The sequence below is a fragment of the Pseudomonas sp. WS 5079 genome (genome assembly GCF_012985465.1).
Classification (GTDB): domain Bacteria; phylum Pseudomonadota; class Gammaproteobacteria; order Pseudomonadales; family Pseudomonadaceae; genus Aquipseudomonas.
Map to the genome: position 1 here is coordinate 472,691 of NZ_JAAQWN010000002.1, position 16,556 is coordinate 489,246.

The following is a 16,556-nucleotide window of genomic DNA, read 5'->3' on the forward strand; positions in this document are numbered from 1 at the left end:
TTTCTACCTCAGTTTCAGGGTGGCAAGGCCAACCAGCACAAGAATCACGGTGATGATCCAGAAACGGACGATCACCCGTGGCTCCGGCCAGCCCTTGAGTTCAAAGTGGTGATGAATCGGCGCCATGCGAAACACGCGGCGGCCGGTCAACTTGAAGGACGCAACCTGGATCACCACCGACAGGGTCTCCATCACGAACACGCCGCCCATGATGAACAGGACGATTTCCTGGCGCACGATCACGGCAATGGTGCCCAGGGCCGCACCCAGCGCCAGGGCGCCGACGTCGCCCATGAACACCTGGGCCGGATAGGTGTTGAACCACAGGAAGCCCAGCCCGGCACCGATCAGCGCGCCGCAGAACACAATCAATTCACCCGCGCCCGGTACATACGGGATCAGCAGGTATTCAGCGAATTTCACGTTACCCGACAGGTAGCAGAAGATGCCCAGGGCGCCGCCCACCATGACGGTCGGCATGATCGCCAGGCCATCAAGGCCATCGGTCAGGTTGACCGCGTTGCTGGAGCCGACGATCACAAAGTAGGTCAGCACCACGAAGCCAATGCCCAGCGGGATACTGGCGTCCTTGAGCATCGGGAAAATCAGGGTGGTTTCCACCGCGCTTGGCGCAGTCATATAAAGGAAGATCGCCGCGCCCAGGCCGAACACCGACTGCCAGAAGTATTTCCAGCGGCTTGGCAGGCCCTTGGAGTTCTTCTCGATCACCTTGCGGTAGTCATCGACCCAGCCGATGGCGCCGAACAGCAGGGTCACCAGCAACACCACCCAGACGTAGCGGTTGGCCAGGTCGGCCCAGAGCAAGGTGCTGATGCCGATGGACGACAGGATCAACGCACCGCCCATGGTCGGTGTGCCGGACTTGGACAGGTGCGACTGTGGGCCGTCATTGCGCACGGACTGGCCGATCTGCAGGTTTTGCAGGGTACGGATCATCCATGGCCCGAGAAACAGCGACAAACACAGCGCGGTCAGCACACCCAGGATCCCGCGCAGGGTCAGGTACTGAAAGACCGCGAAGCCTTTGTGGAACTGTTGCAGATACTCAGCCAGCAGCAGCAGCATTAATGTTTCTCCGTACTTGAGCCACACAAGGCCGCGACGACGTTTTCCATCACCGCGCTGCGCGATCCCTTGATCAAAATAGTTGTGTGTTTGTCTTGTTCGGCCGCGCCCAGCGCCTGGATCAACTCGGCCTGGCTCGCGAAATGCCGCGCGCCCAAACCGAAAGCGGCGACGGCATGGGCCATGTTCGGACCGACGGCGTAGAGGGCGTCGACTTTGCCACTGGCGTAGGCACCGACTTCACGGTGGGACTGTTCGGCCCATTCGCCCAGCTCGGCGATATCCCCCAGCACCAGCACCTTGCGACCGTCGAAGCCTTTGAGCAGGTCAATGGCAGCGCAGATCGAGGACTGGTTGGCGTTGTAAGTGTCGTCAATCACGCGCATGCCGTTGCTCGCCAGTTGCGCCACGGTACGGCCCTTGACCGGTTGCACTGCGCCAAGGCCGGTGGCAATGCCGAACAGCGACACGCCCAGGGCGTAAGCAGCGGCGGCGGCGGCCAGGGCGTTGGCAACGTTATGGTTGCCCAGCAGGTTCAGTTGCACGTGTTCGTCACCTTGCGGGCTGTGCAGGGTGAAGGCCGGGCAGCCACGGGCGTCGAGCGTGATGTTCGATGCATGGAAATCGGCTGCGGCGTTGTGCACGGCGAAGCTCAGGACCTTGCGCCCGGCGGCACGTACACGCCAGGTTTCGAAGGCCTTGTCATCGAGGTTCAATACGGCGATGCCGGAAGCGTCCAGCCCCTCAAGGATTTCACCCTTGGCCTGGACGATCTTCTCGGGGCCGCCAAACTCGCCAACGTGGGCGGTACCGGCGTTGTTGATAATCGCAACGTGTGGCCGGGTCATGGCCACGGTGTAGGCAATTTCGCCAATGCGCGACGCGCCCAGCTCGATCACGGCGGCGGTATGTTCCGGGGCCAGTTCCAGCAGGGTCAGCGGTGCGCCAAAATCATTGTTGAGGTTGCCACGGGTCGCCAGCACCGGCCCGCGCGTGCGCAGGATACCGGCGAGCAGTTCCTTGACCGTGGTCTTGCCGCTGGAACCGGTGATCGCCGCCACCGGGTTGGTGAACGCTGCGCGGTTCAGTGCACCCAGCTGGCCAAGGGCCAGGCGGGTGTCGGCCACCAGCAACTGCGGCAGTGTCGAGTCAGTGACTTCACGCTGCACCAGGGCGCCGACCGCGCCTTTGGCGGCCACCTCATTCAAATAGTCATGCCCGTCGAAGCGCGGGCCGGCCAGGGCGACGAACAGTTGCCCCGGCTTGATGTTGCGACTGTCGATACTGACGCCGTCGAAGCTGCAATCACTCGACAACACACGGGCCGACAAAGCCTGGGTCAGTTCGCTGAACTGCATGGCCTTAAGCATGGGCCACCTCCCATGCGGTCAAGGCGCGATCGGCCTCGACCAGATCGGAGAAGGCATGGCGCTCGCCGTTGATTTCCTGGTAGTCCTCATGGCCTTTACCGGCCAGGACTACCACGTCGTCGGCGCTGGCGCTGGCAATCAACTGGGCAATGGCGTCGGCGCGGCCGGCAACAAAAGTCACTTGGGAGGCGTCTTTGAAGCCTGCGCGGATATCGTCGAAAATCTGGCTCGGCGCTTCGCTGCGCGGGTTGTCATCGGTGACCAGCACGCCGTCGGCCAGGCGCTCGACGATCTCGGCCATCAGCGGGCGTTTGCCGCGATCGCGGTCGCCGCCGCAGCCGAACAGGCACAACAACTTGCCCCTGGCATGAGGACGCAAGGCTTCGAGGACTTTTTCCAGGGCATCCGGGGTGTGGGCGTAATCGACCACCACCAGCGGTTGCGTCCCGCCACCCAGGCGCTGCATGCGCCCGGCCGGGCCTTCGAGCTTGGGCAATACGCGCAGGATTTCATCCAGGGCATAATCCAGGCCCAGCAAGGCGCCGATGGCTGCGAGCACGTTGCTCAGGTTGAAGCGACCGAGCAAGGTGCTGCGCAGATGGTGTTCGCCCTGGGGCGTAACCAGCGTTGCGAGTACGCCTTCATCGTTGAACTGGGCTTCGCGGCAATACAGGTAGGCGCTGGAATCTTCCAGGCTGTAGCTGATCAGGCGCGCTTCGCTTTTTTCGGCGGCCAGTTGGCGACCGAATGCATCATCGAGGTTCACGACGCGGCACTTCAGATCGGTCCAGCCGAACAGCTTGGCCTTGGCGGCGGCGTACGCCTCCATGCTGCCGTGGTAGTCCAGGTGGTCGCGGGACAGGTTGGTCATCACCGCCACGTCGAACGCCAGCGCAGTCACCCGGCCCTGGTCCAGGCCGTGGGACGACACTTCCATGGCGACGGCCTTGGCCCCGGCCTTTTTCAGGTCGGCCAGGGTCGCCTGCACGGCGATCGGGTTCGGCGTGGTATGCAGGCCGCTTTGCAGCGCGCCGTAGAAACCGGTGCCCAGGGTGCCGACGATGCCGCAGTGCTGGCCTAGCAGGTCCAGCGCCTGGGCCACCAGTTGGGTGACGCTGGTCTTGCCGTTGGTGCCGGTGACGCCGACCAGGTTGAGTTGACGGCTCGGGTCGCCATAAAAACGCCCGGCGATATCCGACAACTGCGCCGCCAGGCCTTTGACCGGAATCAACGGCACATCGGTAATCGGCAATACGGTGGCGCCTTCTACTTCATAGGCCACGGCCGCCGCGCCGCGCTGCAAGGCGTCGGCGATATGCGCACGGCCATCGAACTTGCCGCCCGGCACAGCCAGGAACAGGTCGCCGGCGCGTACGTTACGGCTGTCCAGGCTCAGTTCACGAATCAATAGGTCGCGACCAGCGTGGGCGAAAATCTTGTTCAGGCTAAGAGACATCAGCCGCGCCCTCCATTGGCTTTTACAGCAGCGGCCGGTGGTCCGGCGTTGGCTTGTTGGGTCGGCGGCAGGTTGTCCGGCGTGATGTTCATCAAGCGCAGGGTGCCGGACATGACTTTGCTGAATACGGGAGCCGAGACCAGGCCACCGAAGTAGCCGGCCTTGCTCGGCTCATCAATGACCACGACGATGGCGTAACGCGGATCGCTCATCGGGCCGAAGCCGGCGAACAGCGAACGGTAGGAGTTTTCGGCATAGCCCTTGGTGCCCACCGACGTCTTACGCGCCGTACCGGACTTGCCGGCCACGTGATAGGCCGGCACCTGGGCACGGAACACGCCGCGCGGCGCCTCGATCACTTGTTGCAGCATGGTCTGCATGGTCTTGGCGACGTTTTCCGGGATGACCTGTTCGGATTTCGGCGCTTCGTCAACGTGGATCAGGCTCAATGGCGTCATGCGGCCATTGTTGGCCAGCACGGAAAAGGCATGGGCCAGCTGGATCGCGGTCACCGACAGGCCATAGCCGTAGGACAGGGTCGCGGTCTCGGCCTTGCGCCACTCACGGTAGTTGGGCAGGTTGCCGACGCGCTCGCCCGGGAAGTCCAGGCCCGTGGGCTGGCCGAGGCCGATCTTCTGCGCCAGGTGGTAGATGGTCTCGCCGCCGATATCAAAGGCGACTTTACTCATGCCCACGTTACTGGAGTTGATCAGGATGCCGGTCAGGTCCAGCACCGGGCCTTCGCTACGGGATACGTCGCGGATGGTGTATTTGCCCAGTTGCAGGGTGCCGGGATAGACCTCGACCTTGTCGGTCGGCTTCCAGCGCCCGGACTCCAGGGCCGCACTCATGGAGATGGCTTTCATGGTCGAACCCGGCTCGAACACGTCGATCATCGCGCGGTTGCGCATCATCGCCGGTTGCAGGTTGCGACGGTTATTCGGGTTGTAGGTCGGCTGGTTGACCATGGCGAGGATCTCACCGGTCTTCACGTCCATGATCACCAGGCTGCCGGCCTTGGCGCCGTTCTCAATGATGGCGTTACGCAGCTCACGATTGGCCAGGTATTGCAGGCGCAGGTCAATCGACAACGCCAAGGGCTTACCGGCCTTGGCGTTTTTGGTGACCTGGACATCCTTGATCAATCTGCCGCGTCGATCCTTGATGACCTGCCGTTTGCCGGGAACCCCGGCCAGCCATTCGTCGTAGGCAAGTTCCACCCCTTCGCGGCCATGGTCATCAATGTCGGTGAAGCCGACCATATGGGCAGTGGTCTCGCCGGCCGGGTAGAAACGCCGGAATTCCTCGATGCCGTAGACACCGGGGATTTTCAGGTCGAGCACGCCTTGCCCCTGTTCAGGGGTGAGGCCGCGAACCAGATAGATGAATTCTTTATTGGCCTGGGCTTCAAGGCGCTCTTTAAGGGCCTTGGGATCCTGGCCGAGGGCGTGGGCCAGCTCGGTCCACTTGTCCTTGGCCACTTGCAGTTCCTTGGCGTTGGCCCACAGGGTGGTCACCGGGGTACTGACAGCCAGGGGCTCGCCGTTACGGTCGGTGATCAGGCCGCGGTGCGCAGGAATCGGGATATGACGCAGGCTACGGGCATCGCCCTGGCCGATCAGGAAGTCGCGGTCCACCACCTGCAGGTCGACGATGCGCCAGGCAATCGCGCCCACCATCAGTGCGAGCAAGCCCAGCACGACGCGGAAGCGCCACGGGTAGAGTGCGCCTTCGAGTTTCATCATGGCGCCACCATGCGGACTTCAGCCGCGCCAGGAATGTGCATCTTCAGCTGTTCGGCGGCCAGCACTTCGATGCGGCTGTGGGCCGTCCAGGTGCTTTGTTCCAGGATCAACCGGCCCCACTCCGCCTGCGCCTTGTCGCGCACGCTCAACTCGCCGTACAGGCTATTGAGCAACTGGCGATTCCAGTGGGCGCTGTAGGACACCGCAATCGCGGACACCAGCACGCCGACAAACAGCAGCAACATAAAGAAGCTGCCGCCCGGCAGGGGCTTGGCGAAAAGCTTGCTCACCGCAGCTTCTCCGCAACGCGCATGACGGCGCTGCGAGCACGTGGGTTGGCCTTGAGTTCGGCTTCGGAGGCGAACTGCGCTTTGCCATGGATTTTGATTTTCGGCACAAAGGCTTCGAAACGTACCGGCAGGTTGCGCGGCAGGTTATCGGTCTCGCCCTTGACCAGGCGACGCATGAACAATTTGACGATGCGGTCTTCCAGGGAGTGGAAGCTGATCACCACCAGGCGACCGCCCACTTCCAGGGATTCCAGGGCAGCCTCGAGGCCGGCCTCAAGGTCACCCAATTCGTTGTTGACGTGAATGCGCAGGCCCTGGAACGCACGGGTTGCCGGGTTCTTGCCCTTTTCCCACGCCGGGTTGGCGACTTTCAGCACTTCGGCCAGGTCGGCAGTGCGTTCGAACGGCTGGATTTCCCGGCGCTCGACCACGGCACGCGCCATGCGGCCGGCGAATCGCTCTTCGCCGTATTCCTTGAACACACGGGTGATTTCTTCGTGAGGTGCGGTGGCGATGAACTGCGCGGCGCTGATGCCACGGCTCGGGTCCATGCGCATGTCCAGCGGGCCATCATTCATGAAACTGAAGCCGCGCTCAGGGTCGTCCAACTGCGGCGACGACACGCCCAGGTCCAGCAAGACCCCGGCCACCTTGCCCGCCATGCCCCGCTCGGCGACTTCAGCGCCCAGCTCGGCAAAGCTGCGCTGCACAACGACAAAGCGGCCGTCTTCGGCCGCTAGCGCTTGCCCGGTGGCAATCGCCTGGGGATCCTTGTCGAACCCGAGGAGCTTGCCCTGCGGGCCGAGCTGGCTGAGGATCAACCGACTGTGCCCGCCGCGCCCGAACGTGCCATCCAGATAGCAGCCATCAGGGCGCACGGCGAGAGCCTCGACGGCTTCGTCAAGCAGCACGGTGATGTGGTTAAAGCCGCTATCAATAGTCACAGGATCAAATCACGCAGTTCATCAGGCATGGCGCCCGGTTGTTGAATAGCAGCCAGGTCAGCTGCAGACACAGCATCCCAGGCATCTTCGTCCCACAATTGGAACTTGTTCAGTTGGCCTACCAGCATCGCGCGCTTATCGAGCTTGGCGTATTCGCGCAGACGCGGTGGAACCAGGAAACGACCACTGCCATCGAGTTCGAGATCGACGGCATTACCAATCAGCAAACGTTGCAGGCGACGGTTTTCTTCACGCAACGAAGGCAGAGCGCGCAACTTGGTTTCAATCAACTCCCACTCATCGAGGGGGTAAACACACAAACAGGGATCAACGGCATCAATCGTGATGATTAATTGCCCGGAACTTCGCGAAATGAGCTCGTCACGATACCGGCTCGGCATGGCGAGACGGCCTTTTGCATCGAGACTTATAGCGTTAGCTCCGCGAAACACAGATGCGTTTCTCCAAATTTTAGCGTTTTACGTTCAAAAAACCCACTTTGTGCCACTTTCCGCCACTTGCGCACACTATAGGAATGCGCCCACCACACCGTCAAGGCGCGGATTAAAGGAAAAGCCTTACAGAACGGAGATTTAGGAGCGCAAAAGGAGGAGAAACGAGAGTTCGGCGATGTTTTTGACTCAACAACCCCAAATAGCTCAAAGAGCTAGAGCTTGAACTTAAAGTAATTTATTAAGAGTAAGATTTTTTCGGTATTACGAAGACGCATCTGCCAATGATTTGGCAGGGAGGGATTCTTGCGTTACTACCTGGTTTCTGCCCGAGACTCGTGCAGAAGGAAAAAAGGTGGAGAGTCGATCTATAAGCCGGGTTCTGTCTTGAACAGTCATTCGTCTACGATGGCCATCACTGGACATCTTTAGCAACCTACCCGGTTCCAGCGCGGGCCACGCCTTGGAACCCTATTTGGTCTTGCTCCAAGTGGGGTTTACCTAGCCACGAACTGTTGCCAGTCGCGCGGTGCGCTCTTACCGCACCTTTTCACCCTTACCGGCACCGAAGTGCTTAGGCGGTTATTTTCTGTGGCACTTTCCGTAGGCTCACGCCCCCCAGGCATTACCTGGCACTTCGCCCTATGGAGCCCGGACTTTCCTCCCCCCCCTAATTTTCATAGAGGGCAGCGACTGTCCAATCGACTCTCCGCCGCGAAGGTTAACGGCACGAGCGCCTTAGAACAAGTATTAAAAGACAGCATTGCCATCATGTTCCGACGTCGTGCACGTTAAACCCAGGAACTATTCGCTCTTTTGTTTATCAAGTGCGGCCTGATACAACACGTTCTTGCGCACGCCGGTGATTTCTGCGGCCAGGGCTGCGGCACGCTTGAGCGGCATTTCCTTGAGCAACAGGTCCAGCACGCGCATGGCCTCGCTACCCACGGCATCTTCACTTTCCGGCGCCGTCCAGCCCGCAACCAGCACCACGCACTCGCCACGCTGCTGATTGCTGTCGCCCTCGACAAACCCACGCAGCTCTTCCAGCGGCAGGCCCTTGAGGGTTTCAAAGGTCTTGGTCAGCTCCCGCGCCAGCAAGGCCAGGCGTTCGCCACCGAAGACCAGTTCCATGTCTTGCAGGCACTCAAGGATACGGTGCGGCGCTTCATAGAAGATCAGGGTGCGCGGCTCTTCCTTTAACAACTCCAGGCGCGCCCGGCGCCCTACGGCCTTGGCCGGCAGGAAACCTTCGAAGATAAAACGATCCGACGGCAAGCCCGCCGCCGAAAGGGCTGCAATCAACGCGCACGCCCCGGGAACCGGGACTACATTGATACCTGCGGCCCGCGCCTGGCGGACCAGGTGATAACCAGGATCGGAGATCAGCGGGGTACCGGCATCGGAGATCAACGCCACGTCATCGCCCGCGAGCAGGCGGGTAATAAAGCGGCTGCCTTCGTCACGTTCGTTGTGCTCATGGCAGGCCGCCAGGGGCGTGGCGATACCGAAGTGCTGCATCAGGCGCAGCGAGTGCCGGGTGTCTTCGGCCGCAATCAACTTGGCTTCACGCAACACTTTCAGCGCCCGCGCACTGATGTCGTCCAGGTTGCCAATGGGCGTCGCCACCACAAAAAGCGAGCCAGCAGTGGAATTCAAAGGACCTGGAGCAGTCAAAGCGCACACCTCGATGATTGGCAAAAGCCATATTGTAGCGCGTAGACGTCAAGAAAATGCGCCGACGGGGTCGCGTCCAGACGGTCTGTTTGCGGCGGTTACTGACGCCCTGCAACATTTAAACGATCTAAATAGACGGTTTCACGCCAGTAACATCGCGCCCCGGCCAGTGCTTGGGTACAATTCCACGCTAATTTGATCGGTATCAGGAACACTTACATGATCGCTTGCCTGCGGCTGTTCTCTGCCCTTTGCCTGGCTGCCCTGTTGGCGGCTTGCGCAAGCTCGCCCTCGTCAAGCCTTGGCGAACTCCCACGGACCCCGGATGCCACCATCGAGCAACTGCTCGAACAGGCGACCTCGGCCAAGACCCCGGAAAAAGCTGCACTGCTGCGCCTGAGCGCGGCAGACATGGCCTTCCACCAGAACAATCCAGGACGCTCCGCGCAGATCCTCGCGCAAGTGCCACTGGACAGCCTCAAGCCTGCCGCCCAGGTTTTTGCCAGCACCCTGTCGGCAGAACTGGCCATGACCCGCAACCAGCCCAAGGCTGCGTTGACGGCGTTGAGCCATCCGAGCCTGCAAAGCCTCAAGGAGTTGCCGCCGGAGCAGCAGGTCCGCACCGGCACCGTGCATGCCCGCGCCTATGAAGCCGACGGCCAGACCCTGGCTGCCGCCCGCGAACGCGTGGCCATGGCCCCGTTGCTCACGGGCGATGCCGCCACCAGCAACCATGAAGCCATCTGGAGCCTGATTGCCGCCGTGCCTGGCGAGCAGTTGCAGGCCAGCGGCAACCCGGTCCTCGACGGCTGGATCAGCCTGGCCCAGGCCGTGAAGAACGCCGGCACCCTGGAGCAGCAGCAAGCCGCCATCGACACCTGGCGTGCGCAGAACCCTGCGCACCCGGCGGCAGTGCAACTGCCGATGCCGCTGACCCGGCTCAAGGAACTGGCCAGCCAGCCATTGAACAAGATCGCCCTGCTGTTGCCGCAACAAGGCCCGCTGGCCAGCGTGGCCAAGGCCCTGCGTGAAGGCTTCATGGCCGCGCACTACCAGGCGCAACAGGCCGGGCAGAAGCCGCCGGTCATCGAGTTCTATGACAGCTCGCGCGTCAGCTCCATCGATGAGTTCTACAAAAAGGCCCAGGCTGACGGCGTGCAATTGGTCATCGGCCCGTTGGAGAAGCCGCTGGTCAAACAACTCAGCGCCCGCCCGCAACTGCCCATCACCACCCTGGCCCTGAACTACAGCGAAGGCGACCAAGCCCCCGCGCAACTGTTCCAGTTCGGCCTGGCTGCCGAGGACGAAGCCCGCGAAGTGTCGCGTCGCGCCCGCGCCGACGGCCTGCACCGCGCGGCGGCCATGGTGCCGAAAGGCGAATGGGGCGACCGCGTGCTCAAGGCCTTCCGCCAGGACTGGGAAGCCAATGGCGGCACCCTGATTGGGGTCGAACATGTCGACCAGCCTGTGGCCTTGGCCCAGCAAATCGCCGACCTGTTCAAGCTGCGCCAGAGCGAAGGTCGCGCCAAGAGCCTGCAAAGCACGGTTGGCGCGGATGTCGCGGCACAGCCATCGCGTCGCCAGGACATCGAGTTCATCTTCCTCGCCGTGACGCCGCAACAGGCCCAGCAGATCAAGCCAACGCTGAACTTCCAGTACGCAGGCGATGTGCCGGTGTATGCCACTTCCCACGTGTTCAGTGCCAGCGGCGACAAGAACCAGTACAACGACATGAACGGCATCATGTTCTGTGAAACGCCGTGGCTGCTCAACACCACCGATCCACTGCGCAACCAGGTCACCGCCCAATGGCCACAAGCCAATGGCAGCCTGGGCCGCCTGTACGCCATGGGCGTGGATGCCTACCGCCTGGCGCCGCGCCTGGGTCAGCTCAAGGCACTGCCTGATACCCGTATCGATGGTCTTTCCGGCAACCTGGGCATGAGCCCGAGCCAGCGGATCGAACGCCAGATGCCTTGGGCCAAGTTTGTCAGTGGCCAGGTCGAACGCCTGCCCGATACCCCGCGCTGATGCCCCCACGCTCCAGCGCCCAAAGCGGCAAGGATGCCGAACAACAAGCTCTTGAACACTTGCAGCAACAGGGTCTGCGCCTGCTGGCGCAGAACTGGTTATGTAAACGCGGCGAGCTTGATCTGGTCATGCTTGACGGCGATACAGTAGTATTTGTCGAAGTCCGCTACAGAAAATACGCACAATGGGGTGGTGCGCTCGCCAGTATCGACGAGCGCAAACGTCAAAAGCTGATACTCGCCGCGCAGTTTTTCCTGCTCAGTGAGTGTCGCTGGGCTGACTCCCCCTGCCGTTTCGATGTGGTTGCCATACAAAGCACCCCCCACGGAACCGCTGATCTGCACTGGCTGCGCAACGCCTTCGACGGCTGAGTGTTACCGGTACCGATCAGACATCTTCACCGCACACTTTTGCTCTTTGCTTTGCGGGCTGCACATTCGTGTGCCATACAGCCGCGCTACTTAAGGTCACACAGATGGACATGCAATCCCGAATTCGCCAGCTTTTCCAGGCCAGTATCGATACCAAGCAACAGGCGATGGACGTACTTGCACCGCACATCGAGCAAGCCAGCCAGGTCATGGTCAACGCCCTGCTCAACGAAGGCAAAATGCTTTCGTGCGGCAACGGTGGTTCGGCCGGCGACGCCCAGCACTTTTCCTCCGAACTGCTCAACCGCTTTGAGCGCGAGCGGCCGAGCCTGCCGGCTATCGCCTTGACCACCGATTCGTCGACGATCACCTCGATCGCCAACGACTACAGCTACAACGAAATTTTTTCCAAACAAATCCGCGCCCTCGGCCAACCGGGCGATGTGTTGCTGGCTATTTCCACCAGCGGCAACTCGGCGAACATTATTCAGGCGATCCAGGCCGCACATGATCGCGAAATGATTGTCGTAGCATTGACCGGGCGCGACGGCGGCGGCATGGCCTCGCTGCTGCTACCCGAGGATGTGGAGATCCGCGTCCCGGCCAATGTCACTGCACGTATTCAGGAAGTCCATCTGCTGACGATCCACTGCCTGTGCGATCTGATCGACAGCCAACTGTTCGGGAGTGAAGAATGACCGTTAACCGCCTCAGCCTTATAGCCATCACGCTGTGCCTCGCTATCAGCGGCTGCACCTCGGCCATCACTGCGACCCGCGACACCCCTATCCAGGACGACCGTGGCACACGCACTTTTGGCAGCAAGATCGATGACTCGCTGATCGAGACCAAGGTCGGCGTCAACGTCGCCAAGGCCGCCCCCGACCTGGGCAACGGCGCATCGCGTATCGTCGTGACCAGCTTCAACGGCATCGTGCTGCTCGCCGGGCAAACCCCGCGCGCCGACCTCAAGACCCAAGCCGAACAGGCAGCCTCAACCGTGCAACGGGTGAAAAAGGTCCACAACGAACTGCAGGTCGCGCAGCCCATCACCCTGCTGGCAATCAGCAATGACGCCGTGCTGACCACCAAGATCAAGGCCCAGATGCTCACCGACAGCGCAATTCCCGGCTCGCGGATCAAGGTTGTGACGGACAACGGCATCGTCTACCTCATGGGCCTGCTGACCCAGCAGGAAGCCACCCGCGCCACCAACCTGGTACAGGGTGTGTCCGGGGTACAGAAAATTGTGAAACTGTTCGAATACATCGACTGATGTAATCGCCAGCCACAAAAAAGGGCGCCGTGCATTGACTGCACGGCGCCCTTTTTATTGGCTGACGGTTACTGGTACTGCTGGTACGGATTGCCTTGGAACTGGTTGTTCTGCTGCTGTTGCTGCGCAGGCTGGCCATACTGCTGGCCGGGGATCGGGCCGAGGTTGACCTCCACGCGACGGTTCTGCGCACGACCGTTGACGTCGGCGTTGCTGGCAATCGGGTTATCCGGGCCGGCACCACGGGTGGTCAGGTTGGTCGGGCTGACACCTTGGGACGTCAGGTAATTGGCCACGCTTTGCGCACGACGCTGGGACAGGTCCATGTTCAGTTGGCGGCTGCCGGTGCTGTCGGTGTAGCCGACGATCTGGATGGTGTTCTGGTTGAACTGCTTGAGTGACCCAGCCAGGTTGTTCAGCGGGGTGTAGAAGCTGCTGGCGATAGCATCGGAGTTGGTCGCAAACGTGATGTTGCCCGGCATGATCAACTTGATCTGGTCACCCTGGCGCTGCACCTCGACGCCGGTGTTGGCCATGCTTTCACGCAGTTTCTTTTCCTGCTGGTCAGCGTAATAGCCATAACCCGCAGCGCCGATACCGGCTACCGCTGCGCCGATCAGCGCGCCTTTGCCACGGTTGTTATGGTCAATGGCGGCACCGGCCAACGCACCCGCCAGCGCGCCGAGGCCGCCGTATTTGGCGGTTTTGCTCATGCCTTGCGAACCGTTGTCCGCCTGTCCCTGGCTGCCATCGTAAGGGTTAGGGGAAGCACAGCCCGACAATAGGGCTACCGCGGTAGCAACAACAAGCAGACGACGCGAAGTGAACATGAAGGAAGCTCCTACTTTTGCATTCTGTGATGCAGAGGACATTGGCAATGGACCTGTGCCGAGTTTGGAACGCGACAAACGGTAAAAATTCCGTACTCCGCCGCGCACCTGTGACAAAAGATAAACGCCGGCACGCTCACCTAAACCCTAGCAGAGCCTCACGCTGTCAGGCCCTGACAAACGGATTTTCGCGCATTTCATCCCCCAGGCGCGTATCCGGGCCATGCCCGGTCACCACGGTCGCCCCTTCGTCCAGGGTATAAAGCCGCTGCTTGATCGACCGCACGATGGTCGCCTGGTCGCCGCCCCACAAATCCGTGCGCCCTACCCCGCGCCGGAACAAGGTATCGCCGGCGATCAGCAGCTTGGCATCGGCAAACCAGAAACTCATCGAGCCCGGCGTATGCCCAGGCGTGTGCAAGGCGACGCCGCGGCCACAGGCCAGCTCTTCATCATCGGCCAGCCAGCGATCCGGCGACGGCACCGGGGTGTAGGGCACACCGAACATCTGGCACTGCATTTCGAGGTTATCCCACAGGAACTGATCCTCCTTGTGCAGGTGCAGCGTGGCGCCGGTCTTTTCTTTCAACTGGCCGGAGGCCAGGAAGTGATCCAGGTGCGCATGGGTGTGGATGATGCTCACCACCTTCAAGCCCAGTACGTCGAGGCGTGCCAGGATCAGCTCATGGTTGCCGCCCGGATCGACCACGATGGCCTTCTTGCTGATCGGGTCACCGATGATCGTGCAGTTGCACTGCAACGGGCCGACGGGGAAGGTTTCACGGATCAGTCCAGGAGTTGTGATTTGCATAAGGAGTCCCTTCTAGCTGTTGGCCCGTGCCGCGTGCAGTTTTTTGTAGCTGTCGATCAACCGCAGGTGCCGGTCCAGCCCTTCCAGCTTCATACTGGTTGGGGTCAGGCCATAAAAGCGCACGCTGCCATCCACCGAACCAATGGCGGCGTCCATGCGCTCGTTGCCAAACATCCGGCGGAGATTGGCCTCGTAGTCTTCCAGTTCCAAATCCTCGTCCAACTGCATCTCCAGCACTGCATTCACCGCCTGGTAGAACAGGCCGCGTTCGACGGTGTTGTCGTTGTATTGCAGGAACATCTCTACCGCTTCCTTCGCCTCTTCAAACTGCTGCAAGGCGAGATAGATCAGCAGCTTCAGCTCCAGGATCGTCAACTGGCCCCAGGCGGTGTTGTCGTCGAACTCGATGCCGATCAGGGTGGTGATATCCGTGTAGTCATCCAGTTCGCTTTCCACCAGGCGCTCGACCAGCGCTTGCAGGCCCTCTTCATCCAGGCTGTGCAGGTTCAGGATATCGGCGCGGAAGAACAGCGCCTTATTGGTGTTATCCCAGATCAGGTCGTCCACCGGATAGATTTCCGAATAGTCCGGTACCAGGATCCGGCAAGCCTTGGCGCCGATATGCTCGTACACCGCCATGTAGACCTGCTTGCCCATGCCTTCGAGAATGCCGAACAGGGTGGCAGCCTCCTCGGCGTTCGAGTCTTCGCCCTGGCCGGAGAAATCCCACTCCACGAACGCGTAATCGGACTTGGCACTGAAGAAACGCCACGACACCACTCCGCTGGAGTCGATGAAGTGTTCGACAAAGTTGTTCGGCTCGGTCACCGCATGCCCCTCAAAGGTCGGCTGCGGCAAGTCGTTCAAACCTTCGAAACTACGGCCCTGGAGCAACTCGGTCAGGCTGCGCTCCAGCGCCACTTCCAGGCTTGGGTGGGCGCCAAACGAGGCAAATACGCCGCCGGTGCGCGGGTTCATCAGGGTCACGCACATCACCGGGAACTCGCCGCCCAGGGACGCATCCTTGACCAGCACTGGGAAGCCCTGCTCTTCGAGGGCCTGGATACCGGCGAGAATGCTTGGGTATTTGGCCAGCACGTCGGCCGGTACATCCGGCAGGGCAAATTCACCTTCGATGATTTCGCGCTTTACCGCGCGCTCGAAAATCTCCGACAGGCACTGCACCTGCGCCTCGGCCAGGGTGTTACCGGCACTCATGCCGTTGCTCAGGTACAGGTTTTCGATCAGGTTGGAGGGGAAATACACCACCTCGCCGTCAGACTGGCGCACAAACGGCAGTGAGACGATGCCACGCTCTTCATTGCCGGAGTTGGTATCGATCAGGTGTGAACCGCGCAACTCGCCATCGCGGTTGTAGATCTTCAGGCAGTACTCATCGAGAATTTCAGTCGGCAGCGCGTCTTTGCGGCCCGGCTTGAACCAGCGCTCGTCCGGGTAGTGCACAAACGCCGCGTTGGCGATGTCTTCGCCCCAGAATTGATCGTTGTAGAAGAAGTTGCAGTTCAGGCGCTCGATAAACTCGCCCAACGCCGACGCCAGTGCGCCTTCCTTGGTCGCGCCCTTGCCGTTGGTAAAGCACATCGGCGAATGGGCATCGCGGATATGCAGCGACCAGACATTGGGCACGATATTGCGCCACGAAGCGATTTCAATCTTCATGCCCAGGCCCGCAAGAATGGCCGACATGTTGGCGATGGTCTGCTCCAGCGGCAGGTCCTTGCCCGCAATATAGGTACCCGTGTCTGACGCAGAAGCCGGCATCAGCAACGCCTGGGCGTCGGCGTCGAGGTTTTCTACCTCTTCGATGACAAACTCAGGCCCGGCCTGTACCACTTTCTTTACCGTACAGCGGTCGATGGAGCGCAGGATGCCCTGGCGATCCTTATCGGAAATATCGGCAGGCAACTCGACTTGAATCTTGAAGATCTGGTTGTAGCGGTTTTCCGGGTCGACAATATTGTTCTGCGACAGGCGGATATTGTCCGTGGGGATATTGCGCGTGCTGCAGTACAACTTCACAAAGTAAGCCGCACACAACGCCGACGAAGCCAGGAAGTAGTCGAACGGACCGGGGGCCGAGCCATCGCCCTTGTAGCGAATCGGCTGGTCGGCCACCACGGTGAAGTCGTCGAACTTGGCTTCAAGCCGGAGGTTGTCGAGAAAATTGACCTTGATTTCCATGCGGGATTACCAGAA

Annotated in this window: 15 protein-coding genes and 1 other RNA gene; 4 read left to right on the forward strand and 12 right to left on the reverse strand. The window is 61.0% G+C overall.

The features are described 5' to 3' along the window. Positions 1-3: 3 nt before the first annotated feature. The 9 genes from mraY to rsmI all read right to left on the reverse strand — a co-directional run bounded on the left by mraY (position 4) and on the right by rsmI (position 9,020). Positions 4-1,086 carry a phospho-N-acetylmuramoyl-pentapeptide-transferase gene (mraY, locus tag HBO05_RS06565; protein WP_029297824.1) on the reverse strand — a complete coding sequence of 361 codons (1,083 nt, stop codon included), beginning with the start codon at positions 1,084-1,086 and terminating at the stop codon, positions 4-6. Next, complete coding sequence (murF, locus tag HBO05_RS06570) at positions 1,086-2,456, reverse strand: UDP-N-acetylmuramoyl-tripeptide--D-alanyl-D-alanine ligase (protein ID WP_170056752.1); 1,371 nt, start codon at positions 2,454-2,456, stop codon at positions 1,086-1,088. Before murF ends, mraY begins: the two co-directional genes overlap by 1 nt. After that, on the reverse strand, positions 2,449-3,912 hold the full coding sequence (locus HBO05_RS06575; protein ID WP_169956355.1) for a UDP-N-acetylmuramoyl-L-alanyl-D-glutamate--2,6-diaminopimelate ligase: 1,464 nt from the start codon (positions 3,910-3,912) through the stop codon (positions 2,449-2,451). Before HBO05_RS06575 ends, murF begins: the two co-directional genes overlap by 8 nt. Continuing rightward, entirely contained in the window at positions 3,912-5,654 is a 1,743-nt protein-coding gene (locus tag HBO05_RS06580; protein ID WP_169956405.1) for a penicillin-binding protein 2, read from the reverse strand. Before HBO05_RS06580 ends, HBO05_RS06575 begins: the two co-directional genes overlap by 1 nt. Next, positions 5,654-5,947, reverse strand: a complete 294-nt coding sequence (gene ftsL, locus HBO05_RS06585; protein ID WP_169956357.1) for a cell division protein FtsL — start codon at positions 5,945-5,947, stop codon at positions 5,654-5,656. The genes HBO05_RS06580 and ftsL overlap by 1 nt, the downstream gene beginning before the upstream one ends. Continuing rightward, positions 5,944-6,885 carry a 16S rRNA (cytosine(1402)-N(4))-methyltransferase RsmH gene (gene rsmH, locus HBO05_RS06590; protein WP_170041953.1) on the reverse strand — a complete coding sequence of 314 codons (942 nt, stop codon included), beginning with the start codon at positions 6,883-6,885 and terminating at the stop codon, positions 5,944-5,946. Before rsmH ends, ftsL begins: the two co-directional genes overlap by 4 nt. A gap of 2 nt (positions 6,886-6,887) precedes the next feature. Further along, entirely contained in the window at positions 6,888-7,343 is a 456-nt protein-coding gene (gene mraZ / locus HBO05_RS06595) for a division/cell wall cluster transcriptional repressor MraZ (RefSeq protein WP_003171868.1), read from the reverse strand. Positions 7,344-7,698: 355 nt separating this feature from the next. Then, an RNA gene (rnpB, locus tag HBO05_RS06600) (RNase P RNA component class A) lies at positions 7,699-8,052 on the reverse strand. 95 nt (positions 8,053-8,147) lie between these two features. Continuing rightward, positions 8,148-9,020, reverse strand: a complete 873-nt coding sequence (rsmI, locus tag HBO05_RS06605) for a 16S rRNA (cytidine(1402)-2'-O)-methyltransferase (protein ID WP_169956359.1) — start codon at positions 9,018-9,020, stop codon at positions 8,148-8,150. 219 nt (positions 9,021-9,239) lie between these two features. Between rsmI and HBO05_RS06610 the strand changes: the two genes are divergently transcribed. The 4 genes from HBO05_RS06610 (at position 9,240) to HBO05_RS06625 (ending at position 12,698) form a co-directional block, all read left to right on the forward strand. Further along, on the forward strand, positions 9,240-11,051 hold the full coding sequence (locus HBO05_RS06610) for a penicillin-binding protein activator (protein ID WP_169956361.1): 1,812 nt from the start codon (positions 9,240-9,242) through the stop codon (positions 11,049-11,051). Continuing rightward, positions 11,051-11,422: a YraN family protein gene (locus tag HBO05_RS06615; protein WP_172312101.1), complete on the forward strand. Its 372-nt coding sequence runs from the start codon at positions 11,051-11,053 to the stop codon at positions 11,420-11,422. The genes HBO05_RS06610 and HBO05_RS06615 overlap by 1 nt, the downstream gene beginning before the upstream one ends. A gap of 104 nt (positions 11,423-11,526) precedes the next feature. After that, positions 11,527-12,120, forward strand: a complete 594-nt coding sequence (locus tag HBO05_RS06620; protein WP_003171862.1) for a phosphoheptose isomerase — start codon at positions 11,527-11,529, stop codon at positions 12,118-12,120. Then, on the forward strand, positions 12,117-12,698 hold the full coding sequence (locus tag HBO05_RS06625; RefSeq protein ID WP_169956365.1) for a BON domain-containing protein: 582 nt from the start codon (positions 12,117-12,119) through the stop codon (positions 12,696-12,698). The genes HBO05_RS06620 and HBO05_RS06625 overlap by 4 nt, the downstream gene beginning before the upstream one ends. A 68-nt stretch (positions 12,699-12,766) precedes the next feature. On the opposite strand, the gene HBO05_RS06630 is transcribed toward HBO05_RS06625, so the two are convergent. From HBO05_RS06630 to HBO05_RS06640, 3 genes are all read right to left on the reverse strand, one after another. Beyond that, complete coding sequence (locus HBO05_RS06630; protein ID WP_029297808.1) at positions 12,767-13,528, reverse strand: OmpA family protein; 762 nt, start codon at positions 13,526-13,528, stop codon at positions 12,767-12,769. 166 nt (positions 13,529-13,694) lie between these two features. Beyond that, entirely contained in the window at positions 13,695-14,339 is a 645-nt protein-coding gene (locus HBO05_RS06635; protein ID WP_172312103.1) for an MBL fold metallo-hydrolase, read from the reverse strand. Between the two features lie 12 nt (positions 14,340-14,351). Continuing rightward, a complete protein-coding gene (locus tag HBO05_RS06640) occupies positions 14,352-16,541 on the reverse strand; it encodes an OsmC domain/YcaO domain-containing protein (RefSeq protein ID WP_172312105.1) in 2,190 nt (729 codons plus the stop codon). Positions 16,542-16,556 lie beyond the last annotated feature (15 nt).

What these genes read in the sequence shown, in the direction of transcription:
- mraY (WP_029297824.1), bottom strand. Translation starts at nt 1,086, where the DNA reads ATGCTGCTGCTGCTGGCTGAGTATCTGCAACAGTTCCACAAAGGCTTC.
- murF (WP_170056752.1), bottom strand. Translation starts at nt 2,456, where the DNA reads ATGCTTAAGGCCATGCAGTTCAGCGAACTGACCCAGGCTTTGTCGGCC.
- HBO05_RS06575 (WP_169956355.1), bottom strand. Translation starts at nt 3,912, where the DNA reads ATGTCTCTTAGCCTGAACAAGATTTTCGCCCACGCTGGTCGCGACCTA.
- HBO05_RS06580 (WP_169956405.1), bottom strand. Translation starts at nt 5,654, where the DNA reads ATGAAACTCGAAGGCGCACTCTACCCGTGGCGCTTCCGCGTCGTGCTG.
- HBO05_RS06610 (WP_169956361.1), top strand. Translation starts at nt 9,240, where the DNA reads ATGATCGCTTGCCTGCGGCTGTTCTCTGCCCTTTGCCTGGCTGCCCTG.
- HBO05_RS06615 (WP_172312101.1), top strand. Translation starts at nt 11,051, where the DNA reads ATGCCCCCACGCTCCAGCGCCCAAAGCGGCAAGGATGCCGAACAACAA.
- HBO05_RS06620 (WP_003171862.1), top strand. Translation starts at nt 11,527, where the DNA reads ATGGACATGCAATCCCGAATTCGCCAGCTTTTCCAGGCCAGTATCGAT.
- HBO05_RS06625 (WP_169956365.1), top strand. Translation starts at nt 12,117, where the DNA reads ATGACCGTTAACCGCCTCAGCCTTATAGCCATCACGCTGTGCCTCGCT.
- HBO05_RS06630 (WP_029297808.1), bottom strand. Translation starts at nt 13,528, where the DNA reads ATGTTCACTTCGCGTCGTCTGCTTGTTGTTGCTACCGCGGTAGCCCTA.
- HBO05_RS06635 (WP_172312103.1), bottom strand. Translation starts at nt 14,339, where the DNA reads ATGCAAATCACAACTCCTGGACTGATCCGTGAAACCTTCCCCGTCGGC.
- HBO05_RS06640 (WP_172312105.1), bottom strand. Translation starts at nt 16,541, where the DNA reads ATGGAAATCAAGGTCAATTTTCTCGACAACCTCCGGCTTGAAGCCAAG.